Origin of the sequence: Bacillus sp. FSL R9-9492 (assembly GCF_038007365.1) — a bacterium.
Taxonomy (GTDB): domain Bacteria; phylum Bacillota; class Bacilli; order Bacillales; family Bacillaceae_G; genus Bacillus_A; species Bacillus_A mycoides.
Genome location: NZ_JBBOXC010000001.1, coordinates 1,368,280 through 1,394,196 on the forward strand (window position 1 = coordinate 1,368,280; position 25,917 = coordinate 1,394,196).

28 protein-coding genes and 1 riboswitch are annotated in these 25,917 nt (G+C 35.7%); of the genes, 19 read left to right on the top strand and 9 right to left on the bottom strand.

The features are described from left to right. Positions 1-15: 15 nt before the first annotated feature. Positions 16-1,131, bottom strand: coding sequence for a CdaR family transcriptional regulator (locus MKY70_RS06910; protein WP_002140915.1), 1,116 nt, complete (start codon positions 1,129-1,131; stop codon positions 16-18). 136 nt (positions 1,132-1,267) lie between these two features. On the opposite strand from MKY70_RS06910, the gene MKY70_RS06915 reads away from it, so the two are divergent. The 9 genes from MKY70_RS06915 (at position 1,268) to MKY70_RS06955 (ending at position 9,427) form a co-directional block, all read left to right on the top strand. Then, a complete protein-coding gene (locus tag MKY70_RS06915; RefSeq protein ID WP_088035001.1) occupies positions 1,268-2,239 on the top strand; it encodes a YncE family protein in 972 nt (323 codons plus the stop codon). Next, positions 2,236-2,907, top strand: a complete 672-nt coding sequence (locus MKY70_RS06920) for a response regulator transcription factor (RefSeq protein WP_002126137.1) — start codon at positions 2,236-2,238, stop codon at positions 2,905-2,907. Before MKY70_RS06915 ends, MKY70_RS06920 begins: the two co-directional genes overlap by 4 nt. 3 nt (positions 2,908-2,910) lie before the next feature. Further along, positions 2,911-4,311 carry a sensor histidine kinase gene (locus tag MKY70_RS06925; RefSeq protein WP_088034999.1) on the top strand — a complete coding sequence of 467 codons (1,401 nt, stop codon included), beginning with the start codon at positions 2,911-2,913 and terminating at the stop codon, positions 4,309-4,311. Positions 4,312-4,540: 229 nt separating this feature from the next. Next, positions 4,541-5,230, top strand: coding sequence for a FadR/GntR family transcriptional regulator (locus MKY70_RS06930; RefSeq protein WP_201053587.1), 690 nt, complete (start codon positions 4,541-4,543; stop codon positions 5,228-5,230). A 168-nt stretch (positions 5,231-5,398) separates the two neighbouring features. Beyond that, complete coding sequence (locus MKY70_RS06935; protein WP_088034997.1) at positions 5,399-6,118, top strand: (Fe-S)-binding protein; 720 nt, start codon at positions 5,399-5,401, stop codon at positions 6,116-6,118. Between the two features lie 16 nt (positions 6,119-6,134). Then, positions 6,135-7,556 (top strand): LutB/LldF family L-lactate oxidation iron-sulfur protein, encoded by a 1,422-nt coding sequence (locus MKY70_RS06940; protein ID WP_002011586.1) that lies wholly within the window; start codon positions 6,135-6,137, stop codon positions 7,554-7,556. Then, a complete protein-coding gene (locus MKY70_RS06945) occupies positions 7,556-8,266 on the top strand; it encodes a LutC/YkgG family protein (protein ID WP_002030525.1) in 711 nt (236 codons plus the stop codon). The genes MKY70_RS06940 and MKY70_RS06945 overlap by 1 nt, the downstream gene beginning before the upstream one ends. Positions 8,267-8,378: 112 nt before the next feature. Then, complete coding sequence (locus MKY70_RS06950) at positions 8,379-9,101, top strand: prepilin peptidase (RefSeq protein WP_341023774.1); 723 nt, start codon at positions 8,379-8,381, stop codon at positions 9,099-9,101. A 14-nt stretch (positions 9,102-9,115) separates the two neighbouring features. After that, a complete protein-coding gene (locus tag MKY70_RS06955) occupies positions 9,116-9,427 on the top strand; it encodes a cyclic-phosphate processing receiver domain-containing protein (RefSeq protein ID WP_002064363.1) in 312 nt (103 codons plus the stop codon). A 27-nt stretch (positions 9,428-9,454) separates the two neighbouring features. Here MKY70_RS06955 and MKY70_RS06960 read toward each other — a convergent pair whose 3' ends face one another. The 7 genes from MKY70_RS06960 to phaQ form a co-directional block, all read right to left on the bottom strand. Beyond that, positions 9,455-10,306: a formate/nitrite transporter family protein gene (locus MKY70_RS06960; protein ID WP_002011581.1), complete on the bottom strand. Its 852-nt coding sequence runs from the start codon at positions 10,304-10,306 to the stop codon at positions 9,455-9,457. A 209-nt stretch (positions 10,307-10,515) separates the two neighbouring features. Further along, positions 10,516-11,310, bottom strand: coding sequence for a TerC family protein (locus MKY70_RS06965; protein WP_002011580.1), 795 nt, complete (start codon positions 11,308-11,310; stop codon positions 10,516-10,518). Between the two features lie 79 nt (positions 11,311-11,389). Beyond that, a riboswitch (yybP-ykoY riboswitch) is annotated at positions 11,390-11,562 on the bottom strand. Positions 11,563-11,600: 38 nt separating this feature from the next. Next, positions 11,601-12,920, bottom strand: a complete 1,320-nt coding sequence (locus MKY70_RS06970) for a TrkH family potassium uptake protein (RefSeq protein ID WP_033708914.1) — start codon at positions 12,918-12,920, stop codon at positions 11,601-11,603. Between the two features lie 113 nt (positions 12,921-13,033). Next, positions 13,034-13,219, bottom strand: coding sequence for an alpha/beta-type small acid-soluble spore protein (locus tag MKY70_RS06975; RefSeq protein ID WP_000241212.1), 186 nt, complete (start codon positions 13,217-13,219; stop codon positions 13,034-13,036). Between the two features lie 142 nt (positions 13,220-13,361). Next, entirely contained in the window at positions 13,362-13,805 is a 444-nt protein-coding gene (locus MKY70_RS06980; protein ID WP_001067911.1) for a MaoC family dehydratase, read from the bottom strand. Positions 13,806-13,906: 101 nt separating this feature from the next. Further along, complete coding sequence (phaP, locus tag MKY70_RS06985; RefSeq protein WP_002011575.1) at positions 13,907-14,431, bottom strand: polyhydroxyalkanoic acid inclusion protein PhaP; 525 nt, start codon at positions 14,429-14,431, stop codon at positions 13,907-13,909. Between the two features lie 42 nt (positions 14,432-14,473). Then, entirely contained in the window at positions 14,474-14,926 is a 453-nt protein-coding gene (gene phaQ / locus MKY70_RS06990; RefSeq protein WP_000903018.1) for a poly-beta-hydroxybutyrate-responsive repressor, read from the bottom strand. Between the two features lie 198 nt (positions 14,927-15,124). Between phaQ and phaR the strand changes: the two genes are divergently transcribed. From phaR to MKY70_RS07015, 5 genes are all read left to right on the top strand, one after another. Further along, on the top strand, positions 15,125-15,607 hold the full coding sequence (gene phaR / locus MKY70_RS06995) for a polyhydroxyalkanoic acid synthase subunit PhaR (protein WP_000566956.1): 483 nt from the start codon (positions 15,125-15,127) through the stop codon (positions 15,605-15,607). A gap of 151 nt (positions 15,608-15,758) precedes the next feature. Then, on the top strand, positions 15,759-16,502 hold the full coding sequence (locus tag MKY70_RS07000; RefSeq protein ID WP_002086832.1) for an acetoacetyl-CoA reductase: 744 nt from the start codon (positions 15,759-15,761) through the stop codon (positions 16,500-16,502). A gap of 83 nt (positions 16,503-16,585) precedes the next feature. Next, positions 16,586-17,671, top strand: coding sequence for a class III poly(R)-hydroxyalkanoic acid synthase subunit PhaC (gene phaC, locus MKY70_RS07005; RefSeq protein ID WP_000206840.1), 1,086 nt, complete (start codon positions 16,586-16,588; stop codon positions 17,669-17,671). A 96-nt stretch (positions 17,672-17,767) separates the two neighbouring features. Next, positions 17,768-18,961 carry an NAD(P)/FAD-dependent oxidoreductase gene (locus MKY70_RS07010; RefSeq protein ID WP_000772580.1) on the top strand — a complete coding sequence of 398 codons (1,194 nt, stop codon included), beginning with the start codon at positions 17,768-17,770 and terminating at the stop codon, positions 18,959-18,961. Between the two features lie 23 nt (positions 18,962-18,984). Continuing rightward, positions 18,985-20,334 carry a TrkH family potassium uptake protein gene (locus tag MKY70_RS07015; protein ID WP_341023777.1) on the top strand — a complete coding sequence of 450 codons (1,350 nt, stop codon included), beginning with the start codon at positions 18,985-18,987 and terminating at the stop codon, positions 20,332-20,334. A 38-nt stretch (positions 20,335-20,372) separates the two neighbouring features. Here MKY70_RS07015 and MKY70_RS07020 read toward each other — a convergent pair whose 3' ends face one another. After that, positions 20,373-20,756 (bottom strand): DUF3905 domain-containing protein, encoded by a 384-nt coding sequence (locus MKY70_RS07020; protein WP_215574621.1) that lies wholly within the window; start codon positions 20,754-20,756, stop codon positions 20,373-20,375. 97 nt (positions 20,757-20,853) lie between these two features. Between MKY70_RS07020 and MKY70_RS07025 the strand changes: the two genes are divergently transcribed. The 5 genes from MKY70_RS07025 to phnX all read left to right on the top strand — a co-directional run bounded on the left by MKY70_RS07025 (position 20,854) and on the right by phnX (position 25,909). Continuing rightward, on the top strand, positions 20,854-21,009 hold the full coding sequence (locus tag MKY70_RS07025; protein WP_341026446.1) for a hypothetical protein: 156 nt from the start codon (positions 20,854-20,856) through the stop codon (positions 21,007-21,009). A gap of 228 nt (positions 21,010-21,237) precedes the next feature. Next, the gene (locus MKY70_RS07030; protein ID WP_061675914.1) at positions 21,238-22,314 is read left to right on the top strand and encodes a putative 2-aminoethylphosphonate ABC transporter substrate-binding protein; all 1,077 of its coding nucleotides are present in this window, start codon (positions 21,238-21,240) and stop codon (positions 22,312-22,314) included. A 19-nt stretch (positions 22,315-22,333) separates the two neighbouring features. Beyond that, a complete protein-coding gene (locus MKY70_RS07035; RefSeq protein WP_341023782.1) occupies positions 22,334-23,335 on the top strand; it encodes a putative 2-aminoethylphosphonate ABC transporter ATP-binding protein in 1,002 nt (333 codons plus the stop codon). Beyond that, positions 23,336-25,093 carry a putative 2-aminoethylphosphonate ABC transporter permease subunit gene (locus tag MKY70_RS07040; protein WP_341023783.1) on the top strand — a complete coding sequence of 586 codons (1,758 nt, stop codon included), beginning with the start codon at positions 23,336-23,338 and terminating at the stop codon, positions 25,091-25,093. Positions 25,094-25,114: 21 nt separating this feature from the next. Continuing rightward, positions 25,115-25,909, top strand: a complete 795-nt coding sequence (phnX, locus tag MKY70_RS07045; protein ID WP_341023784.1) for a phosphonoacetaldehyde hydrolase — start codon at positions 25,115-25,117, stop codon at positions 25,907-25,909. Positions 25,910-25,917: the final 8 nt, after the last annotated feature.

Here is a 25,917-nt window from a genome sequence, read left to right on the forward strand (position 1 = left end):
ACAATCATCTAAAGATTAATCAATTTTATCGTTATTTTTTGTATGATTATCTAATAAGAGGAGTGCGAAGTATAAAACATTTAAATCTTTGAATTGTTTCGGGTCAAGTCCTGTATGTTCTTCAATCTTTTTTAGCCTGTAATGCAATGTGTTAATGTGTATATGTAATTGCTCAGCTGTCTGCTTATAAGATTGGTTATAATCGATAAATAAACGTAAAGTGTGCATAAGCTCAGGAGATGATACTAAGTTTTCAATGGTACGCTCTAGAAACTGTTCTCGAGTTTCAGTAGAAATATCTTGTAAGCACATTTCTAAACGTAAATCTTCATTAAATACAATTTTTTTCGTTTCAAGTGATACTGAAAGGGCGCGTAATGCTTGTTCGTACGATAAGTTCATATTGCTTGGCGTAACTGTTTGTCCAATCCCGATATATAAAGTAATAGAAAATAAAGTTTCACAGTCTTGTTTTAACCGTTTTAAAAATTGAAAGGTTTGCTCTTTGGATTGGATTGTTGTAAACAAAATAAACCGATCATTTCCCCAGCGAACAAATAAATTTTCTTTTGCTAAAATGTTGCGCATATGTTGCCAAATTTTACGCTGGAGCATCGTATTATCTTGGGCGATTGATAATAAAATAAGTTGTTTCTTCTTATATAAATCAATGCCAAGCGTTTTTGCACGATCGAGAAAACTTGGAGACCAGTCTGTATTTTGAAGCCAATCAAAGACAAATGCTTCATAAGAACGGTGCTCAAGTTCTAGTTGTTCTAAAAAGTAGTTTTCATGAATTAATAATTCGGTCATCTTACGTAATATTTCTCCGTATTGTGAAATATTTTCAGGTTCTCCTGTAATTCCAATCACGCCGATTACTTCGTCATGGAATAGTAAAGGAAGGTTCATCCCAGCTTTTACACCTTGCAGTCGTCGTTCATCGTCTTTTGTAATAATGACAGTTTTCTTTTGTTTCGCACAGCGGAGTGCACCTTCATGAAATTGACCGATTCTTTCCGCATCTGTACTTGCGATAATAACGCCTTGTATATTAATAATAATAATGTTTTCAGTAATTAATCTGCGTACTTCACGTACAATTTTATTCGCTAAATCAGGAAAAAGCATAATTTACACACCTCAAATTCTATTTGTTGTACATTATATATGTAAGTTTATTAATAAAGGAAGATTTCACATTTTCCACACATTTATTTGTTATTTTACAATTATAACGAAATCATCCGAAGATGGAGGGAATCTTTTGAGAAAGTATGTTTTTCTTCTCTGTTTTTTATTTCTATTAGTAGGGTGTCAAGGAAGTTCGTATACACCGATTGCTAAAGATAAAAGTGTTATTATAACAACGAATATAAAGGAAGGTAGTATTAGTTTTATTGATAAAAAAACAAAGAAGCTATTAACAACATGGGAATTAAATGAGCCGCTTGCGGGGGTTACGCTACTTCCAAATGGCGAGGAAATACTTGTTTATGGTAAGCAATTAGAATATATGTATGTATATTCACTAGCAGAAGGAAGACAAGTGGACAAATATAAGATTGGAAAAGGAATTGCTAATGTTATCGCATCAGATGATGGAACACAATTATTTGCTGCCGATCAAAATGAACAAAAGGTAAGGTTCTTTACGATAAAAGGAAAAGAGACAGGGAGTGTTTCAACAGGAAAAGGGCCGATAACGATGGTAGAGCATCATAACCAGTTATCTGTACTCAACTTTTATGATACGAAACTAACGACCATTGATACAAAGAAAAAAGAAGTGATACAGTCCTTTATGATTCCACCAGCATCAACAGGAGCAACGGTTAGCGCTGATGGGAAAGAAATATGGATTGGTGGACATGGTGATGGAAGTCAAGTGAATGAGAAAGTATTAGTGTATTCTTTACAAAGCGGAGAGATGATGCGTTCTTTACATGCTCCGTTTATGCCTGTGAATATAACAAAGGATGATAAGTATGTATATGCGCTAAGTCACGGTTCAAATACGCTTAGAAAGTTTGATGCAAGTACGTATCAAGAGGTAGGATTTGCAGAAGTAGGATCTAATCCATTTGCATTTTTGAAAAGCGGTGCAGAAGGATATGTAGCTAGTTATGATAGCGATGAAGTATGCGTAATGGATATGAAGAATATGAAAATAAAACAAACAATTAAAGTCGGAAAAGGACCGTTTCAACTCATAGAGAGAGAAGGGGAAGGACAATGAGTAAATATAACGTGCTAGTCGTAGATGACGAAAGTGATATGAGGCAACTTGTCGGAATGTACTTAGATAACTTCGGATACGAGTGGGGAGAAGCTGAAAATGGAAAAGAGGCACTTCGAAAATTAGAGACGGATCATTATGATTTCGTTGTACTAGATATTATGATGCCTGAGATGGATGGGCTTTCAGTTTGTAAAGAGATTCGAAAAACGTCGGATGTACCTATTATATTTTTAACAGCAAAAGGTGAAGAGTGGAATAGGGTGAACGGCTTACGTATGGGAGCAGATGATTATATTGTAAAGCCATTTAGTCCTGGGGAACTAATTGCTCGTATGGAAGCTGTTTTAAGACGATATACAAAGCAAGAACAGCAAGAAGAGATTCAATTTGGACCGATTCTTATTAATGAAAAAAGTAGGAGGGTCGAGACGAATGGTGAGACGATTCCTCTTACGGTAAAAGAGTTCGATTTACTATATTTTCTTTGCCAACATAATGGACAAGTATTTAGCCGGGAACAATTGCTTGAAAAGGTGTGGGGATATGATTATGCAGGAAGTACAAGAACGGTAGATACGCATGTGAAAACGATGCGTCTAAAGCTAGGAGAAAGTGGAAACTACATTCAAACCGTTTGGGGTGTAGGTTATAAATTTGAGGTGTAACGTATGTTTACGATGGTACAAAAGCTTTGGCTTACAGTAGTATGTGCAGTATGTGTAACAGTTTCCTTTCTTTATTTTGTATCTTTATACTCATATGAAAAGTTATACGTTGATAATTTAAAAGATTCATTAGTAATGGAAGGGAAACGTCTTGCCACGCAATATGATAAACGTGAAGGAGTATCCACTTTTGAAGAGAAAGTAAGGGCATATGATCAAATATCTAGTTCAGATGTCCTTTTCGTATACAATCCGCGTGATTTAAGCGCATGTTTGCCTTTTGATGTTCACCATCATTCTCTTATAAGTGAAGGGGATAGACAGGCGCTATTAGATGGGAAAACTGTGACAAAGATAGGGTATGAAGAACATTTTGATCGTAATATTATGGGTGTTGTCATCCCTGTTTTAGATAATAAAAAATTAGTTGGTATTGTATACTCTTATATTCCTTTAAAAAGTATAAAAGACTTAATATTTGATATGGGTCTTATTTTAGGGCCGTTAGCACTTGCAATGATTTTAATTACAATATGGATTGGTAGAAAAATTATTATCGCCATTACGAGACCGCTTTCGCAAATGGAACGAGTTGCAAATCATTTGGCTACTGGAGATTTCTCAGAGCGGATTACAATTTCTTCAGAAGATGAAATTGGACGATTGGGAAAAGCCTTTAATAAAATGGCAAATTCCTTAGAAACAGAAGATGTAAAGCGTAAGGAATTTTTAGCTAATGTTTCGCATGAACTTAGAACACCGCTTAGTTATATTAAAGGATATAGTGAAGCTATTTTAGACGGTGTAGCGAAGGGGCCGCAGCAGGAAAAAGTAACGCAACTTATTCATAAAGAAGCAGGTCGCATGCAGCGCCTCGTTCATGATTTATTAGATCTAGCGCAGCTAGAAGGTGAACACTTCCCCTTAAAGAAACAACCTATCGTTTTTTCACAGCTTATTGAAGATGTACTAAATACGTACGAGTTACAGTTTGTAGAAAAAAACCTTCGTATTTCAACGAATTTAAATCCTGAAATTATCGTAATGATTGATGAGGATCGTATGCAACAAGTACTTCATAATGTATTAGATAATGCGATACGTTATACAAATCAAAACGGGGATATCATAATAACATTAAAGCAAATCGATGATTATTGTGAATTGCACATAAAAGATACAGGAATAGGTATTGATAGAGAGCATTTAGAAAATCTGGGGGAACGCTTTTACCGAGTAGATAAAGCGAGAAGTCGTCAACATGGTGGAACAGGTTTAGGTCTTGCAATTGTAAGGCAAATTGTTCATATACATGACGGTGAGTGGAGAATAGAAAGTGAAAAAGGTAAGGGCACGACAGTTAGTATTAAATTAAAAGCACAAGATGAGGAGAGCATATTCTAACTTTTGGAATATGCTCTTCATATTGAAGGTAAATAGTTACGCGTAAATGTATTAATTAATATCAAACAAATATCAAAAATTTGACTATTTTATGAACAAAACATTTGTACTTCTTACTAATTCGTTCTAAAATAGTTATGGATGCTAAGTTCTTATAAAACGTTACAATTGTTGTTTGGAAGATACTGAGGTGATTTAACTGGAGTACAAATCTATTAAACCGAAAAAAATTTACGAAGAAGTATCTGAAGCTATTTTAACAATGATTAAAAATGGTACGTTAAAACCTGGTGACAAACTACTTCCTGTTCATCAATTAGCTGAGCAGTTTCAAGTTGGCAGATCTGCTGTTCGTGAAGCGCTAAGTGCGCTAAGAGCAATGGGCTTAATTGAAATGAAACAAGGAGAAGGTACATATGTAAGGAATTTCGATCCTTCTTCATTAACAAAATCACTAAATAACAAGTTATTAATGAAGAAAGAGGATATTTTGAATTTATTAGAAGTACGGAAGGTGCTCGAAGTGGGGGCAGTTCGAGCGGCAGCGGCAAAACGTACGGAAGCTAATTTGCAAAATATGAAGCAGTGGTTAGATGAAATGGCAAAGAGCATTGGAGATGAGAAGGCTGGCGAAAAAGCAGACTTTCATTTTCATATGGGAATTGCAGAATCTTCGCATAATAACATCTTGCTTGAGCTCATGAATCATGTTTCAGAGATGATTGCTGAAACGATTGGTGAATCAAGACGCATTATTTTATATGGTGAACAAACAACATCAGAACGACTTTTAGAAGAGCATCAATCTATATATGATGCGGTGTTAAAGCAAGATGTGGAATTAGCGCAGCAAGCGATGCTAGATCATTTAACAAATGTAGAACATATTGTCACAGGTAAAAGCGATATAAATTCGTAATTTAATCTTTTAAAAATCTAATTTTCTGATAAAATAGAGAGAGATTAAGTAAGCGTTTTCTTTAGAAGAGGGAGAGGATAGGCTATGGTTGAGCCTACTTCTTCTAATCTTAGTCATCTGATGACCATATGATTTTTGGCGGAGTTGTAATGAGGGGGAATTATAGTTATGAAAGTTACTTTATTTGTTACTTGTTTAGTCGATATGTTTGAAACAAACGTCGGTAAAGCAACAGTTGAAGTATTGGAGCGTTTAGGTTGTGAAATTGAATTTCCAGAAGCACAAGTTTGTTGTGGTCAGCCTGCTTATAATAGCGGCCATGTAGAAGCAGCAAAAGAAGCGATGAAACATATGATTGAAACTTTCGAAGATGCAGAATATATCGTTACGCCATCTGGATCTTGTGCGACAATGTTTCATGAGTATCCGCATGTTTTTAAAGATGATCCAAAGTGGGCTAAACGTGCACAAAAGGTTGCTGATAAAACATATGAATTTACACAATTTATTGTAGATGTTTTAAAAGTTACAGATGTTGGTGCAAGTTTACCAGGGATAGCTACTATTCATAAATCTTGTCATATGACACGCCTGCTTGGAGTAAAAGAGGCACCAGGAATTTTATTATCAAGCGTAAAAGGATTAATTGTGAGAGAACTGCCGAACGCGCAAAATTGTTGTGGGTTTGGGGGAACGTTTTCAGTTAAGATGACTCCAATTTCTGAGCAAATGGTAGATGAAAAAGTAGATAGTGTAATGGAAACAGGTGCTGATTATTTAATCGGTGCAGATTGTGGGTGTTTGTTAAACATTGGCGGACGTATTGAGCGTTTAGGAAAAGAAGTAAAAGTAATGCATATTGCTGAGGTCTTGAATAGTCGCTCATGAAGGGGGAACATAAGCTATGTCTATGAAAATCAGTGAGAAAAAATTTAATGATCGCGTTGGCGATGGAATTCAAGATTCGTTTATGCGCGGAGCGGTATCTTCTGCACAAACGCGTTTATATACAAATCGATTAAAAGCAGCTGACGAGTTGGGAAATTGGGAAGAGTGGCGTGAACTAGGTGAACAAATTCGTCAACATACGTTAGAAAATCTTGATTATTATTTAATGCAGTTAAGTGAAAATGTATCAAAAAGAGGCGGTCACGTTTACTTTGCGAAAACGAAAGAGGATGCAGCAAAGTATATTCAAGACGTTGCAAAAAAGAAACAAGCGAAGAAAGTTGTAAAATCAAAATCAATGGTAACTGAAGAAATTAGTATGAATCATGCCCTTGAAGAGATTGGTTGTGAAGTGTTAGAGAGTGACTTAGGAGAGTATATCTTGCAAGTAGATAACGATCCACCATCACATATTATTGCGCCTGCACTTCATAAAAACAGAACGCAAATTCGTGATGTATTTAAAGAAAAACTTGGATATGAAAATTCTGATGATCCATACGAAATGACAAAGTTTGTTCGTAAACAACTTCGTGAGAAATTTATGGATGCAGAAATTGGTGTGACAGGTTGTAACTTCGCTGTTGCAAATACTGGCTCTCTTTGTTTAGTGACGAACGAAGGTAATGCCGATCTTGTCATGTCGATTCCGAAAACACAAATTGCAGTAATGGGTATGGAACGTATGGTTCCGACAATGGAAGAATTAGATGTTTTAGTTGGTTTACTATGTCGTAGTGCGGTAGGTCAAAAATTAACAAGTTATGTAACAGTAGCAGGACCAATTCAAGAGGAAGAGGTAGATGGACCAGAAGAGTTTCATTTAGTCGTTGTTGATAATGGCCGCTCTCAAATTCTTGGATCGGAATTCCGTTCAATATTGCAATGTATTCGTTGTGCCGCTTGTGTTAACGTATGTCCCGTATATCGTCACGTTGGTGGACATTCGTATGGATCTATTTATTCAGGACCAATCGGTGCGGTATTAACACCACTTTTAGGTGGGTATGACGATTACAAAGAGCTTCCTTATGCATCTAGTTTATGCGGAGCATGTACAGAAGCTTGTCCAGTAAAAATTCCATTACATGATTTATTATTAAAACATCGTCAAGTCATCGTTGAGCAAGAAGGTCGTGCCCCACTTGCAGAAAAATTAGCAATGAAAATGTTTAGTATGGGTGCTTCTTCAGCAGCTTTATATAAAATGGGATCGAAAATGGCACCGGCAGCAATGAGTCCATTTACATCTGGTAACCGTGTATCAAAAGGTGTTGGACCACTTAAAAACTGGACGGATATTCGTGAATTCCCAGCTCCAAGTAAAGAACGATTCCGTGATTGGTATAAAGATCATAAGAAAGGCGGGGACAAATAATGACAGGATTAATTCAAAACCGTGAGTCCTTTCTAGATAATATCGCAAAAGAACTTGGGCGCGCGCGTAAAACAGAAGGCGTAGAACGTCCAGCATGGAAAAGTAATGTGAATGTAGAAACGTTAAAAGATTATTCACAAGAAGAATTGTTAGAAGTATTTAAAAAGCAATGTACAAACATTCATACAACTGTTGTGGAAACGACAAACGACCGCTTACGTGAAGATATTCAAAAAGTAATCGTTGAAAACGGCGGAGGACCTATTATATTATCAGCAGATGAACGTTTTGATTCCTATGGATTGACTTCTTTATTTAAAGAAGAGCTTCCAAAGCAAAATGTTGAGGTAAATGTATGGGATCCTGAGAAAAAAGAAGAGAATATGCGTATAGCGGAAAAAGCGAATATCGGTATTGCATTTAGTGATTATACTTTAGCTGAATCTGGTACGATTGTTGTACAAAGTCATAAAGGACAAGGGCGTTCTTTACACTTTTTACCGACTGTATACTTTGCTATTATTCCACGTGAAACACTTGTACCTCGTATTACGCAAGCAGTTCAGGATATGAACTCACGTGTGGAAAAAGGTGAAGCAGTCGCATCTTGTATTAACTTTATTACAGGACCAAGTAACTCTGCGGATATTGAAATGAATCTTGTTGTCGGAGTACACGGGCCGTTAAAAGCAGTATATTTCATCGTATAAAATAGGGGAAAGCAGGCCGGAAAACGGCCTGCTTTTTTAATAGAATAAAGATAATATGAAGTAGAAGTTCTCTCCTTTTTTTGTTATGTTCTTTTGGAAAGGAGAGGAAGGGATGTTCACTTATTTATATGCATTGTTAATAGGTATGGTGTTTGGTTCTTTTTTTATGGTGATTGCGATGAGAGTTCCAGTAGGGGAATCTATTATTACACCGCGTTCGTACTGTCATTACTGCAAGTATACGTTACAGCCGAAAGAACTTATTCCAATCATTTCATTTTGTATACAAAAAGGGCGTTGTACGAATTGTAAGAGCAAAATCTCAAGTTTGTACATAGTATTTGAATTTGTTACAGGCAGTTTATTTTTTCTTACTGTATATGTAATTGGAATGGAAAGAGAGCTCATCATCATTTTATCGCTTTTTTCGTTACTTCTAATTATTTCAGTTACAGATTTAGTATATATGCTAATACCTAATCGTATTTTAATTTGGTTTTCGCTTTTGCTTATTTTAGAATGTATTTTTGTACCGTTAGTCACTTGGACAGATAGTATAGTTGGTAGTGGCGTTATATTCATTTTGTTATATTGCATGCAAAAGATATATCCAGAAGGGCTTGGTGGAGGGGATATAAAATTACTTTCGCTGCTTGGATTTATAGTGGGACTGAAAGGGATTTTTATGATTTTATTTTTAGCATCTTGCTTTAGTCTTTGTTTTTTCGGGATAGGTATAGCGCTAAAACGTATAAACATAAGAACTCCAATTCCGTTCGGACCTTTTATTAGCCTTGGAGCAATATGTTATGTGTTGGTCACATATGCAAAATAGAGAGGAGATAGAAAATGAATGTATATATGGATGATCAAAGAAGTTGCCCATACGGATATGTTTTGGCAACTACAGTAGAATCTGCCTTGCAAATTGTTAGGGATAATGAGGTGAATATTATTTCCCTCGATTATAATATGGGATGGCGACAAAAAAGTGGGTTAGATTTCGTAGAAGCTTTCTGCAACGAAGGTTTATATGTTAATGAAATTCACCTTCATACAAATGATGTCATCGGTATGCATCAGATGAAAAAGAGCATAGAGAGAGGGAAGGAAAACGGGGAAATTAATCCTTATATTGCCTTGAAATATGTAGGGAGCTAAAAACTCCAAAGTAAAACTTTGGAGTTTTTAATGTTTCATATGTGCTTGTAAAGGAATAATTTCCTCCGTTTGAGCTCCAACTAATTGAGTTTTCTCTTGTTCAACAACAGGTGCTTTCTTTGTTAAGTAATGATATACCATACCGACAAATACGGATCCGCCAATAATGTTACCGATTGTAACTGGAATTAAGTTATGAATAGCGCCCGCAAAAGAAATTGTCTCAGGATGTGGTGATACTAAAGATAAAGCAAACAGTGATAAGTTTGCAATGCTATGCTCATAACCAGATAAAAAGAAAGTGAAAACGAGCATCATCATCATTAATATTTTTGCTGTGTCACCTTTCACTTGAGAAGGTAAGAAGCAGGCAAGACATACGAGCCAGTTACATAAAATCGCTTTAAAGAATAATTGCATTGTAGGTGTATTCATCTTTCCTTCAACAACTTTATTCATTAAATGACTGTGATCAATTGCTTCGAAAATTCCAGTTGCGTAAAATAGTAAGGCAAAGAATAAAGCGCCAGCTAAGTTACCTGCATAACAAGCAACCCAGTTGCGAAGTGTATCAGAAATCGTTGTTTCTTTTCTTAAAGTTGCCACTGTGAAGTACATCGTATTGCCAGTAAATAATTCAGCGCCGCCATATATAATAAGTACGAGAGCAATTCCGAAAAACATGGAGGAAGCTAAATATGTTGCTGGTGAATCTGCAATATGAAAAAAGTTACCTAATTTAAAACATAGTACAATAATAAAACCGATATAAATGCCCGCAAGTGCAGCACGAATGAAATATTGCATTGGATTTATATCTAGCATTTGTTTTTTGCTCTTAGCCAGTTTTACAACGTAATCTAATCCTTGTTCTAGCATGAGTAATACGCTCCTTTAATACATCGTCTATAAATACTCCTTATATGAATAAGGTACATGGATTTGTTCATAGTTTCAATAAGTTTGTGCAATATTTCACAAAAAGGACATACATCTAGAAAGGAAGCGTTTACAAAAGGTAGTATAATGGAATTTTTTCTAAAAATAGAGAGGGGAATTGAAACGAGAAAAAAGAAAAAGCGCTGTAATTACAGCGCTTTTTCGTCTAAATTCTTTTCTACTTTTACTTCTACTTCTTTCGAGAAGAACCAACCGCAAACTGCGATTCCAACTAATACAATCCAGAATGTAAGCTTCCACGGAGTGGATTCTGGGAATGAATGCGGAAGGACATTTAAAGCAGGGTGTGCTAGCGTATAAACTGTTAATTTTACACCAACCCAACCTACAATTAAAAATGCTGCAGTTTCAAGTCCTGGTTTACGTTTTAATATTTGTACGAAAGCAGTTGCTGCAAATCGCATTATAACTAATCCGATAAGTCCACCTGTAAAGATAACGATAAATTGACCTGTATCAAGACTACCAATCGTACCTAATCCTGTTTTCGGTAAAGTCACTGCTAATGCAACAGCAGCTAAAATTGAATCAACTGCGAAGGCGATATCAGCAACTTCGACTTTAAATACAGTCCACCAAAAGTTCTCTTGTTTTTTCTTTGCTTCTTTTTCTTCTGTTTCTTCATGTGTATTCTTTTTAACATACGTTTTAAATAAGTGATTCCCCGCGATAAACATAAGATAAATCGCACCAATTGCTTGCACTTGCCATACATCTACTAGGAACGAAATCATAAATAGTGATCCGAAGCGGAAAACGAACGCTCCTGCTAATCCATAAAATAGTGCTTTCTTTCGTTTTTCTTCTGGTAAATGTTTTACCATAATTGCGAGAACGAGAGCGTTATCAGCCGCTAAAATCCCCTCTAGTGCAATTAGGATGAGTAATACCCAACCATACTCCAATAATAATGATACATCCATGTACATTCTCCTCTCATTTCTATAAAGACTAAACAAGTGAAGAAGTTCCCCACTGTTTAGTTTCCCCATACTCCTGCGTATCAACGGTGGAAGGAATTTGAAAACAAAAAAGACCTCTGCCGTTGATAGGCAAAGGTCTTGCTAGACATATGTAATGAAAATGCCAACAAAGCCGGAAGAACTAAGTTCTACGTAATGACGACTTTGTTTCCAAGAAATAGTTCTTGGACGCTACTCCCCTTTGGAGATATGCTATTGTACTCTCATTATATGGATAATTTATACGGTTGTCAACCTGTTAAAATATCTTCGTTGGGATATTTTATTTTTCTTTGTTTTTTACGTGCAAATGAAAAGGCTAATGTTAAAGGCCCCATCTTTCCAAAAAACATCATAAAGATAATAATTGTTTTGCCGATAATTGTTAAGTGTGGCGTCAAATTCATGCTAAGGCCGACAGTTCCAAATGCTGAAAATACTTCAAAAGCACTCATTAATAAAGGAACCTTCTCAGTGATGCTTAAAATTAAAATGGAAAGAAAAATAAACGAAATTGAAATAATAGTAATCGTTAATGATTTGACAATGAGCGTATCTTTAATGGATTTTTTAAACACGACAATATCATCTTGTTCTTGCAAAAATTTAAATACGCCGAAAAACATAATCAAAAAAGTCGTTAATTTAATCCCACCACCAGTTGAAGCACTGCCAGCACCAATAAACATAAGAAGCATCATTAATAAAAGTGAAGGTTTTGATAATGCAGAGATATCAACAGTATTAAACCCGGCAGTACGTGTTGAAACCGCTTGAAAATAAGCAGCCATACCTTCTTCAAATGGTGTAAAACCTCTCATGGAAATTGAATTATGGAACTCAAATATAAAGATAAAAGCTGTAGCAATAATATTGACGATTAGAGTAGAAGAGAGCATAAGCTTTGAGTGCAAAGTAAGGTTTTTAAAGTTTTTCTTTCTTTTTATATCTACGATAACCGTAAAACCAATCCCACCTAAAATGATGAGGGAAGAAATAACGAGATTGACGAGAATGCTATGGGAGTGCGACATTAAATTATCGCTCCACACAGAAAACCCAGCATTATTAAAGGCTGAGATAGAATGAAAAAAGCTGTAATATATACCTTTGGCAACCCCATATTTTGGTACCCATTCAAAAGAGAGAAGTAAAGTAGCGATACATTCTACAGTAAAAGAGAATAAAAATAATGCTTTTGCAAGACGAATGATTCCGCCGACATTTGTTTGGTTTAATGCTTGTTGTAATAAAATCCGGTTTTGAAGGCCGATTTTTCTGCCGAGCATAATTGCGATTAAAACAGCAAAGCTCATAATGCCAAGCCCGCCAACTTGTATAAGTGTTAAAATGACACATTGGCCAAATAAGGTAAATACTTTACCAGTGTCCACAACACCAAGCCCTGTAACCGTACAAGCAGAAACCGTTGTAAATAAAGCATCGAGCCATGAAATAGACGTTGTTGTAGCAATTGGCAATTTCAATAGGCATGTACCGATAATTGATAGCATAATAAAAGATACAGTAAGAACACGGGGAGGACTCATGCTAATGTTAATCCGTTTCATTTCACATATCGTTCCTTTCGATTTGCTCTTACTAGTATGTGAAGAAGCACTATTATGTATGTTAAAAAAGAAAGAGGCAGAGAATATCTGCCTCTAAGCCATAGGTTATATAGTTATCCGCGTAATTGTTGTTGAGCTAAAGCAACAAGACGTTTCGTTACTTCACCGCCAACTGATCCGTTAGAACGAGATGCTGTATTAGATCCTAAGCTTACACCGAATTCTTGTGCGATTTCATATTTGAATTGTTCAAGTGCTTGCTCTGCACCCGGAACTAGTAATTTGTTTGTTTTCACCATGTTGATACACATCCTTAAAGAGTAATCCAGTTTAGCTAAGTGCTATCTGGTAATGTTATTTTATGTGTAAAAGACGTACTCATACACGGAAGTAAACGGTGTGATTAGAAGTTCTTGGATAGAAAAAAGAGTAGCAAATTTGCTACTCTTTTTTCAGTATTGTCGCTGTACCTTCTACGACAATATCATCAGATTGATTATATATGTTTGTTTGCAATGTGATAATTTTTTTATCGTCCCGTTTTTTAATAACTTCTGCCACAACGCGAAGTGTATCACCGATTTTGACAGGAGCACGGAATGAAACGTTTTGTGATAAATAAATCGTATTTTTGCCAGGAAGTTTCGTTCCAAGAATGGTAGAAATAAAACTTGAAACGAGCATGCCATGGGCAATACGTTCTTTGAACATTGTCGTTTTTGCAAAAGAGTCTAGAATGTGAATAGGATTTACATCTCCAGTCAATTTTGCAAAATTGATAACGTCCTCATCCGTAATTTTTTTTGTCAGTGATGCTTGATCACCGACTTGAATCTCATCGTAACGAAGCTCCGGAACAGTTTGTGCTTCTTGAAATGGATTCATTTTGTCCTCCTTCTTTTCCATATCGAAAAATGTAAGCCATCTTGATGTAGTAGGAGGAAGAAAGAGTTTTGTTTGTGCTGCAGTTAGTTGCCACATTTTTCTTACTTGATGGAAGTAAATAGATTTTTTGAGTTTTCCTCGAACTGCTTTGCGAGTTCTAGTTGTTTGGACTTGAACTCTCCCAAAAAAACTTCTAACTGTTTTTGAACCTCTTCACGTTGCGACTGTTGTTGTTCGATAAAGTGTTTTGTTGTTTCTTCAAATTGGCCGCTAGTTTGAGTAAGAATAGACAAAGATGTTTTCGTAGGCGAAACAGTAAGTTGGTGCATTTGATTAGAAAGCTCATTCCACTTTTCTTGCCACTCGTTAATTTGATCATTTAAGGAGTTTCCAGTTAATTGCTTCACATAGTCTGTATATTGGTTATTGAACTGAGCAGTGAATTGGTGTAGTTCTTTTTCTAGTTCATCTACTCCTGATGTTAATTTATGCAAAGCGTCTTGTTGTTGTTTTAACGTTTCTAAAGTAAGTTGCTCTAATTGTTTCCCAGCTGAAGAGAAGAGGGAAAGAGATTGAGACCAGTTTTTCCAAAATGCATCGACTAATTCGTATGGCTTAGTTTCCATTGTTTGACCTCCAAATGTTTTTTTGCGTATTGTGAACGCAGATTACTCTGCTGTACCACCAGGTGAAGATGAAGAATCCTTTTCATCCTTTTCTGGAGAAGTAGAAAATGGAAAGAATGCATTGGTGTATAACGTGAAAAACGTCCGCAACATATTTTGATAATGTTCAAAAGAAGTCGCACATGTTGTTAAATATTGCTCTCCATATTCTGTTAAAGAATAAATTCGTTTCGCTGGCCCGCCTTCGCTTGTATCCCAAGTAGAAGAAATAAGATTTTCTTTTTCTAATTTGCGTAGTGTCCTATACACATTACCTTGGTCAACAGAAGAAAAGCCGATGTCCATTAGCATTTGAATAAGTTTGTAACCATGAAGACTCCAGTCTTTTAGACAGAGAAGTAAGAAAGGAACTAAGAAGTTTTTTGGCATGGAGTTTGGTTGTTTCGCTTGGTTTTTTTCCAAACTTTCTGGGTGTTCTGGTTCATTATGTAGCATGATTGTGCATCACCTCATGAATCAGTTAGATGGAATTTTTTGCTTATAAGTGCAATTTACACCTATCTGTTTTTAATGTCAATACATTTGTTAGAAAATAAAGAAAAATAAAATATATACTTGAAGTTTTATTCGGAATATTAGAAAATAGTGAATAGGTTGAATTGTTTCAAAAACGAAAAAGGGAGTGTAGTCGAAGTGATTGATCAAAAATTCGATCCATTGCAAGCATGGAAAAATGCTTATGAACAAACCGAAACATTTTGGGGGAAAGCGCTCAATGAAACAATTAAAACAGAAGAATATTCTGCTTGGATGGGCAGCGTTCTAGATTTGAATTTGTTTTATCAAAAAGCATTAAATGATACGACAAAAAATTATTTAGAACAGGTGAATGTGCCGACGAGAGAGGATATCGCTAGAGTAGCTACGCTTGTTATTAACTTAGAAAATAAAGTTGATAACATCGAGGAAATTCTAGAAGAGAAAGTGGATTCATTAGGACAAGCTCCTACATTAAAGCGTGATGTTACGAAAGTAAAACAAGATATGCGCACGTTAGAAACGAAAGTTGATCAAATTTTAGAATTGCTAGAAAAGCAAAATGCAGTACTAGCTAAACTACAAGTACCTGTAAAAGAAGAAGTAAAGCCTGTAAATAAGCCAGAAAATAAAAAATGATAATGGCGTTTGTTTATAACGTGTAAAAGAGAGAGGGAGAATCTCTTTTCATGTATAAACAACGAAACATAATTAATATATGGACTCAATAGTATGAGTACCAAAATGATTCATAATAATCGTTCACAAATTCATTTAAGGGGGAAAAGAAATGGTTCAATTAAATGGCAAAGTAGCAATCGTAACAGGTGGGGCAAAAGGAATTGGAAAAGCAATTACAGTAGCATTAGCAGAAGAGGGAGCAAAAGTAGTTATTAACTATAACAGCAGTAAAGAAGCAGCTGAAAACTTAGTAAATGAATTAGGAAAAGAAGGACATGACGTTTATGCAGTTCAAGCGGATGTTTCTAAAGTAGAAGATGCAAACAGACTTGTAGAAGAAGCTGTGAATCATTTTGGTCAAGTTGATATTCTTGTTAATAATGCTGGTATTACAAGAGATCGTACATTCAAGAAGTTAAATCGTGAAGATTGGGAGCGCGTAATTGACGTGAACTTAAGCAGTGTATTTAATACGACAAGCGCGGTACTTCCATACATATCGGAAGCAGAAGAAGGAAGAATCATTAGTATTTCTTCTATTATTGGCCAAGCTGGTGGATTTGGACAAACAAACTACTCAGCAGCAAAAGCAGGTATGCTAGGATTTACAAAATCATTAGCGTTAGAACTTGCAAGAACAAATGTAACTGTAAACGCAATTTGCCCAGGATTTATTGATACTGAAATGGTAGCAGAAGTACCAGAAGAAGTGCGTCAAAAAATCGTTGCGAAAATCCCGAAAAAACGTTTTGGTCAAGCTGATGAAATTGCAAAAGGTGTAGTATATCTATGCCGTGACGGTGCGTATATCACAGGTCAGCAATTAAACATTAACGGCGGATTATACATGTAATGAAGTAAGAAAAAAGTGCATATCCATAGCAGGAATGCACTTCTTTTTTTAGAAAGAAATTGACCAAAAAGGAGATAGGAAAAATGACTACATTCGTAACGGAATGGGAAAAGCAATTGGAGTTGTACCCAGAAGAATATCGTAAAGCATATCGCCGTGTGAAAAGGGCGAGCGAAGTTTTATTACGCGAACCAGAACCACAAGTTGGTTTAACACCGAAAGAGGTTATTTGGACGAAGAATAAAACGAAGCTGTATCGTTACATTCCAAAACAAGAAAAAACACAGAGAGTTCCAATCTTATTAATATACGCTCTTATTAATAAACCGTATATTATGGATTTAACTCCAGGAAATAGTTTAGTGGAATATTTAGTAGATCGTGGTTTTGATGTGTATATGCTTGATTGGGGCACATTCGGTTTAGAAGATAGTCATTTGAAGTTTGATGATTTCGTGTTCGATTATATTGCAAAAGCAGTGAAAAAAGTAATGAGAACTGCAAAATCGGACGAGATTTCTTTACTTGGTTATTGCATGGGTGGAACGTTAACATCTATTTATGCAGCGCTTCATCCGGACATGCCAATTCGTAACTTGATTTTTATGACAAGTCCTTTTGATTTCTCTGAAACAGGATTATACGGTCCTTTATTAGATGAGAAATATTTCAATTTAGATAAAGCGGTTGATACATTCGGAAATATTCCGCCAGAAATGATTGATTTCGGAAATAAGATGTTAAAACCAATTACAAACTTTGTCGGTCCATATGTTGCTTTAGTCGATCGTTCAGAAAATGAGCGCTTCGTCGAAAGTTGGAAATTAGTTCAAAAGTGGGTAGGCGATGGTATTCCGTTCCCAGGTGAATCGTATAGACAATGGATTCGTGATTTTTATCAAAATAATAAATTAGTGAAGGGTGAACTCGTTATTCGCGGACAAAAGGTAGACCTTGCAAATATTAAGGCGAATGTCTTAAATATTTCTGCGAAACGTGATCACATTGCTCTGCCATGTCAAGTAGAAGCTTTACTTGATCATATTTCTAGCACAGATAAACAGTATGTATGTTTACCGACAGGACATATGTCTATCGTGTATGGTGGAACGGCTGTAAAGCAAACATATCCGACGGTTGGAAATTGGCTTGAAGAGCGTTCTAATTAAAGAGAAGAAATCCAACTAGCTTATGTTAGTTGGATTTTTTTTATGGAAAATGACGAAACATAGGAAGGAGAAAAATACATTGTAGGAGTATAATATATGAAGCTTATGACTGGTAAGTTGTTTTGGAGTGCTGGAGTTTCTGTACCTTGTTATCCAACGTTAGAAAATGATATGATATGTGATGTACTAGTAATTGGAAGTGGAGAAGCAGGTGCTCATATAGCATATTCGTTAGCTAAAATTGGAATGCGTGTTATGCTCATTGAAAAAAGAGCAATTGCATGTGGTAGCACAGCTGCAAATACAGGATTATTACAATTTGTTCATGATAAATCGTTAACCTCTCTTATTCATACATTTGGTGAAGAGAAAGGGGTACGAGCATATAGACTTTGTTATGAAGCGCTGCAAACAATGGAGAAGGTTGTGCCAACTCTCGATATTGATCCCCATTTTATTCCGCGAAATAGTTTGTATTATGCAAGTAGAGATGAGGATGTTTCATTTTTACAAGAAGAATATAATACGTTACGCCATTATGGATTTCCGGTTGAATATTTTACAGAGTCTGATATTAAGAAACGTTATTCATTTGCAAAACAAGCAGCGTTATATACAAGCGGTGATGCAGAAGTGAATCCGTATTTATTAGCGCATAGTCTTTTGCATAAAGCGAAACAAATGGGCGCTACTATATATGAACATACAGAGGCATTACATATTAAACAAATCCAAAATGATTTAATTTGTTACACGAAAACAGGAAATAAAATTGTAGCAAAGAATATTATTATGGCGACAGGTTATGAAGCAATTTTTGGAAAGAAAGAAAAAAATACAACAGTAGAAACGTCTTATGCCGTTGTGACAAATAAGATAGATTATTTTGAAGGCTGGCATGAGCAATCGTTAATTTGGGAAACAGCACGTCCGTATTTGTATAGTCGAACGTATCAAAACCGCATTGTTATAGGCGGATTAGATGAGGCGCTGAAAATTCAAAAAATCGGCGATACGAAATTATTGCATAAGCGTGATCTTCTTATTAACATTGTAAAAGAAATGTTCCCGCAGTATAAAAATATACGGGCAGAGTACTATTGGGCAGCAGCATTTGGTGGCAGTCATGACGGTCTTCCTATTTTAAAAGAAGATAAAAAAATACATAATTTATATTACGCACTGCCGTATGGGGGAAATGGAACTGTATACGGAATGGTATTTGCGAAACTATTTCAGCAGTTATTTACAAATGAAGAAAGTGATGATTTTTCTTTATTTAATCGATAGAAAAAAGGTAGCGAAGTGATGGAATGAGAGATATAAAAAAGTTTTTACAAAAGTTACGTCCCGTACAACTTATCGTTGTATTTTATTTACTAGCAGTAATCGTATCGGTAATTTTGCTTAGTTTACCATTTGTTACGAAGCCTGAAGTGAAATGGACATTTATCGATGCACTATTTACATCTGTTAGTGCAGTAAGTGTTACGGGACTGTCTGTTGTTACGATTTCAGATACGTTTACAACGGCAGGAATTATTGTTTTAGCCCTTATTTTACAATTAGGCGGATTAGGAATTATGGCGCTTGGTACATTCGTCTGGATTATAACGGGGAAAAAGATTGGTTTGCAAAGAAGAAGATTAATTATGGCAGACCATAACCAAGGGAATTTATCGGGCCTTGTAGAATTGATGCGTTCTATTTTAATTGTAATTATTTCGATAGAACTCATTGGAGCAATACTGTTAGGTACAAGGTTCTTACTATATTTCCCGACTTGGCAAGAAGCTTATTTTCACGGTTTCTTTGCCGCTGTGAGCGCAACAACGAACGGAGGATTTGATTTAACAGGACAATCACTTATTCCGTACAAAAAAGATTATATTGTTCAAATGATTCATATGTTGCTTATTATTTTAGGAGCTATCGGTTTCCCAGTGTTAATGGAAGTAAAACAATTCCTTAGTAAAAGGCGACAACAACTATTTCGCTTTTCGTTATTTACAAAATTGACGACAACGACATTTTTTGTACTCGTTATTGTTGGAACAATTATGATTTTTCTATTGGAACGAAATCATTTTTTAGTAGGAAAGTCATGGCATGAAACTGTATTTTATACATTATTCCAATCTGTGACGACGCGAAGTGGAGGACTCGCTACAATGGACATACGTGAATTATCACAACCAACGCTTTTATTTATGAGTATATTAATGTTCATTGGGGCATCTCCAAGTTCAGTTGGGGGCGGAATACGTACAACAACATTTGCAGTTAGTATATTATCGTTATATACATTTGCAAGAGGCGGGAGAACAGTCCGAGTTTTCAAACGTCAGCTACATGAAGAGGACGTGTTGAAAGCATCTGTCGTTATGACGATGGGGATTTTATTATGTGCCTCAGCGCTATTCATTTTATCTATTACGGAAAATGTACCGCTTATGAGCTTAATCGTTGAAGTTTGTTCTGCTTTCGGAACGACGGGACTATCAACAGGTGTTACTCCTGATTTAACAACTGTTGGTAAACTTGTACTTATTGTACTTATGTTTATCGGACGCGTCGGTATTTTGACATTTATTTTAGCTAGTGGTGGAAGAGAGCAACCAGCTCGCTATAAGTACCCGAAAGAGCGAATTATTATTGGATAGTATGAAACCATTCTACCTGCGTTAGGTAGAATGGTTTTTTAGTCGTTAATTCCGAATTGGGGATGCATAAAAGCACCATTTTTATTATCAACTTCGTTTTTAAGTAATTCTTGATTTTCTTCTGCAATCCATCCGATATCATTTGTAGGATGGATCCATTCTTCCCCAGCCATAATGGCAGGATCTACCTCATCACTCCAATTATTAAGAGGACTGTTAGTGGAATCGTATTTACTGTCTCCAATTACAACATCATATTGATTTATAAAAGGTTGTTGCATCTTTTTGCCTGTGCCTTTAAAAGAAGGAAAGTTCATTTGATGAGGGAGCGTCTCGTCTAAAATTGGCGATTGTATCGTTTCTTTTTCTTTCAAAGTAATCGCTCCTTTTTGTAATGGCTTGTTCGTATGTAGTATTTCCATCTATAAGCTCTTATGTACTTGTTAACACTTCCCAGTAATAATTACTGTAAGTTGTTTCAAACTAGAATAGAAAGTTATTTCGTGAGAGCAGGTGAATATGTTGGTAAAAAGAAAAGTAAAACAAAATGCAGCAATTAATAATAATAAAACTCCGAAAGAAAGCTTACCAGATGCAGAATTTGCATTAGAGTATGAAGGAGAAAATGGTGCGAAGTATGCAAATCGTAATTCAAAAAAAGGTAAACAAAAATGAGGCGTTTTTTACAAACGCCTCATTTTTTTGTGGGATTATAAAGGTTTTTTTAATTATTTGTAAATTTCATGTTTGATATTAGCAGAAAAATGCGAAAAAACATAGAAGTAGCAACGTATTACACAAAAACAAACAACAAACAAAAGATTAATGTTGGTTTAATACTGCTTTTACACTAGTTGTTTATATTAGAGTTGTACATAAGATTTGTAAAAGGAGAGAGAGACAGTGAAAAAAACAATCTTTAAAGCTGTAGCAACTGGAATGGTATTTTCGTTATTAATGGGGTGTGGTGCAAAGAAAGAAGAAAGTGCTGGAGCAAAAGTAAAAGATGATAAATTATCTGGATCATTAACTGTTTACACAGCGATTGAAGAAGAGCTTGTACCGATTTATCTTGATTCTTTTAAACAGAAGTACCCAGACGTGAAGTTGAACATTGTTCGTGATTCAACAGGAGTTATTACAGCGAAATTGCTAGCTGAAGGAAAAAATACACAAGCAGATGTTGTATGGGGAACTGCAGCGTCTAGTCTATTAGCTTTAGAGAAAAAAGATATGTTAAAAGGATACTCTCCAAAAGGAGCAAATCGTGTCCTTTCGCAATTTAAAGACGATAAGAAACCAGAAAAATGGGTAGGAAATACTGCATTTATGACAGGGATTGCTGTAAATAAAGAAGAATTGAAGAAGAAAAATTTACCGATGCCAGAATCATATGAAGATTTAACGAAACCAGAATATAAAGGAACGCTAGTTATGCCGCATCCGGCTTCTTCTGGAACAGGATTTTTAACAGTTTCTGCATGGCTACAAATTATGGGAGAAGATAAGGGCTGGGATTACATGAAGAAACTTCATGATAATATGGCAACTTATACTCATTCAGGTTCAAAACCAGCGAAATTAGCAGGCGCAGGTGAATATCCAGTTGGTGTATCAATGGTTTATAGTGCTTTGAAAGAGAAACAAAAAGGTGCACCAGTTGAAGTTGTACTGCCGAAAGAAGGATTAGGCTGGGAAGTAGAAGCGAACGCACTTATTAAGAAAGATAATGCTAAAAATGATAAATTAGCGCAAGCATTTTTAGATTGGGCAATTACAGATGATGTAATGAAGTTATACTTCGAGAAAAATGGATTTGCGACAATTAAAAATGATTATAAACTTCCAGATGGATTCCCTAAAGATGTGACAGAAAAGTTATATAAAAAGAATGACTTTAAATGGGCAGCAGAAAATCGTGACAAAATTTTAGAAAAATGGGAAAAAGAGTTTGGCCAAAAAGCAGAACCGAAAAAGTAAGTGAGTGGGAGAGAGAAAAATGAGCGAATATTTATCAATTCAACACATCCAAAAACAGTTTGATGCATTTACAGCGTTAAAGGATATTTCTTTTACTGTGAAAAAAAATGAGTTTGTTTGTTTATTAGGCCCAAGTGGTTGTGGGAAAACGACATTGCTCCGAATTTTAGCGGGGCTAGAAGAGGCAACAACAGGTAGTATTGCTGTGAATGGAAAAGATATTACAGCATTATCACCTGGAAAGAGGAACTTCGGAATGGTTTTTCAATCGTATGCATTATTTCCGAATTTAACTGCACTTGAAAACATTGAATACGGCTTAAAAACAAAAAAATATGGAAAAGCAGAAGTAAAAGAAAAAGCGCTATCGGCGTTAGAACTTGTTGATTTGCTGAATGTAAAAGATAAATATCCTGCTCAAATGTCTGGTGGACAACAGCAGCGAGTAGCACTTGCGCGTGCGCTTGCTCTGTCTCCCGATATTTTGTTACTTGATGAGCCGTTATCTGCTTTAGATGCAAAAGTGCGTGAAAAGTTGCGCAGAGAAATGCGAGATTTGCAAGAAAAAGTGGGAGTAACAACTATTATGGTAACGCATGATCAAGAAGAGGCATTAACGATGGCTGATAAAATTGTTGTAATGAATCATGCGGAAATTATGCAGATTGGAACACCAGAGGAGATTTATCAAAGACCAGCCAATCCGTTTGTGGCAGATTTTATTGGTTCTATTAATTTCTTTTCGAAAAATAACGAAGAACATGCGATTCGTCCTGAACATGTAACAGTTGTACAAAATAATGGTATTAAAACAGTTGTAGAAAGCATGGAATTTCGCGGTTCTGTATACCGGACGGAAGTGCGGGTCATAGAAGAGAAAACACACCTTTATAATGAGAAAATTGTAGTGGATATATTGGCATCAGAAGTAGAGGAAACTGCTATTAGAAAAGGAAAGCCAATTCAAATCTCTTTCTCAGAAAATCATATGTTGTCATATGGAAAGAAGGTCATTGTATAGATGGAGATGTTAGAAAACTTTAAGGCAGAAAGTACAAAAAAAAAGATTAAGAGACGTATCGGTAAAGAAGAGTGGATACAAAGACTATTAATTATTGGTATGCTTCTTTCATTTTTTATCATGCTTGTATTGCCTTTATTACAACTGTTTACACAAGCCTTTTATGATAAAGATGGAGCTTTTGTTGGTGTTGCGAATTTCAGTAAATATTTCACAACACCAACGCTAGTTCAATCACTACAAAATACGATATGGATTTCGGGCGCTACAACAATTATTTCGGTTACACTCGCTTTCGCTTACGCATATGCGATCGCTCGTACAAATGTTTTTGGAAAGCGCGTATTTCAATACATAGCATTATTACCATTATTCGCACCAACGATGATGCACGGTATAGCGCTTACATATTTATTTGGTAATCAAGGGTTAATAACAAAAGGAATGTTTGGTTTATTTGAAGGAATACAAATACCGTTATACGGACCAGTAGGAATTGTAATGGCTGAAGTTATGTATACATTTCCGCAAGCATTCCTTATTTTATTAATTGCTCTCCAAGGTTCTGATTATCGTTTATATGAAGCTTCTAATATGTTGGGTGCAAGTAAAGTGAAACAGTTTCTTACGGTTACTTTACCTAGTGTGAAATACGGATTAATTAGTGCGATGTTCGTTGTATTTACACTTAGTTTCACTGATTTTGGGGCACCTAAAATTGTTGGAGGACAATATAACGTACTTGCTACTGACGTATATAAGCAAGTAATTGGACAGCAAAATATGTCCATGGGCGCAACTGTCGGAATGATTTTATTGATCCCAGCTATTTTCGCATTTGCAGTTGATCGTATTACGCAAAGAAAACAGGCGAATCTCTTATCTTCAAAAGCAGTACCTTACAGAATAATAAATAATAAGAAAAGAGATGTTATTTCATTCGTATATTGTAGCGTAGTCACGTTTATGATCATTCTTTTATTTGTGGCAGTTGGTATTGCTGCAAGTGTGAAAGTATGGCCATATAATATGAGTTTTACACTTGAGCATTTTAATTTTTCAAGTTTGACAGGAGACGGAATTGAAGCATTTAAAAATAGTGTAATTGTCTCAGCTATTACGGCAGTTATCGGGGCGATTTTAACATTTGTGTTCGCTTATGCGATTGAAAAAATAGAACAGCTACAGTTTTTCAGAAAAGTAGGCTACTTTTTCTCTATTGTACCGTTAGCGATTCCTGGATTAGTACTTGGATTAGGATATGTCTTTTTCTTTAGTCAACCAACAATTCAAATTCTAGGACTTTCAGTAACAAATCCGTTTCATTCCTTATATGGCACAATTGTTGTTTTAGTATTAGTAAATATCATTCATTTTTACTCTGTAACGTTTGTTACCGCAACGACTGCTTTAAAGAAACTGGACCGAGAGTTTGAACTTGTTTCACAGTCGATGAGCGTACCGTTTTATAAAACTTTCTTTCGAGTAACAGTACCAATGTGTTTACCAGCTATGTTAGAAATGGTTATGTACTATTTCGTAAATTCAATGGTGACTGTATCGGCAGTAGTGTTCTTATATGCGGCTGATTTTAAACTAGCTGCTGTATCAATTGTAAATATGGATGATGCAGGAAATGTAGCACCAGCAGCTGCAATGAGTGTACTTATTGTTGTTACAAATATTGTAGTGAGGGTTGTATATGAATGGGGAACGAAAGCACTTCGTAACCGAACGTCACAATGGCAAAAAAGATAAGTAAGAAGGGTGATGGATAGAATGAAAATTGAAGCAGTCATTTTTGATTGGGCAGGTACGACAGTTGATTACGGATGTTTTGCACCATTAGAAGTATTCATGAAGATTTTTCATAAACGCGGTGTTGAAATTACAGCAGAAGAAGCTCGTAAACCAATGGGGTTATTGAAGATTGATCATGTTAGGGTATTAACGGAAATGCCCCGTATTTCGAATGAGTGGAAGCGTGTCTTCGGACAATTACCAACAGAAGAAGATATTCATGAGATGTATGAAGAGTTTGAAGAAATTCTCTTTGCTATTTTACCGTACTATGCCACGCCAATTGAGGGGGTAAAAGAAGTGGTTTCTTCACTACGTGAAAGAGGTATTAAAATTGGATCAACAACTGGTTATACGAGAGAAATGATGGACATTGTTGCAAAAGAAGCAGAAATACAAGGGTATAAACCTGATTTTCTTGTGACGCCAAATGATGTTCCAGCAGGTCGTCCATATCCGTGGATGTGTTATAAAAATGCGATGGAACTCTGTGTATACCCAATGAATCATATGATAAAAATTGGAGACACCGTGTCAGATATGAAAGAGGGCAGAAATGCTGGAATGTGGACAGTTGGTGTAATCCTCGGTAGTAGTGAGCTCGGTTTAACGGAAGAGGAAGTTGAGAATATGGATCCGTTAGAGCTTCGTGAAAAAATAGAAGTAGTTCGTAATCGTTTCATTGAAAATGGGGCTCATTTTACAATTGAAACGATGCAGGAGCTCGAAAACGTAATTGAACATATCGAGAAACAAGAACTTATTATTTCATAAAGGGGGCA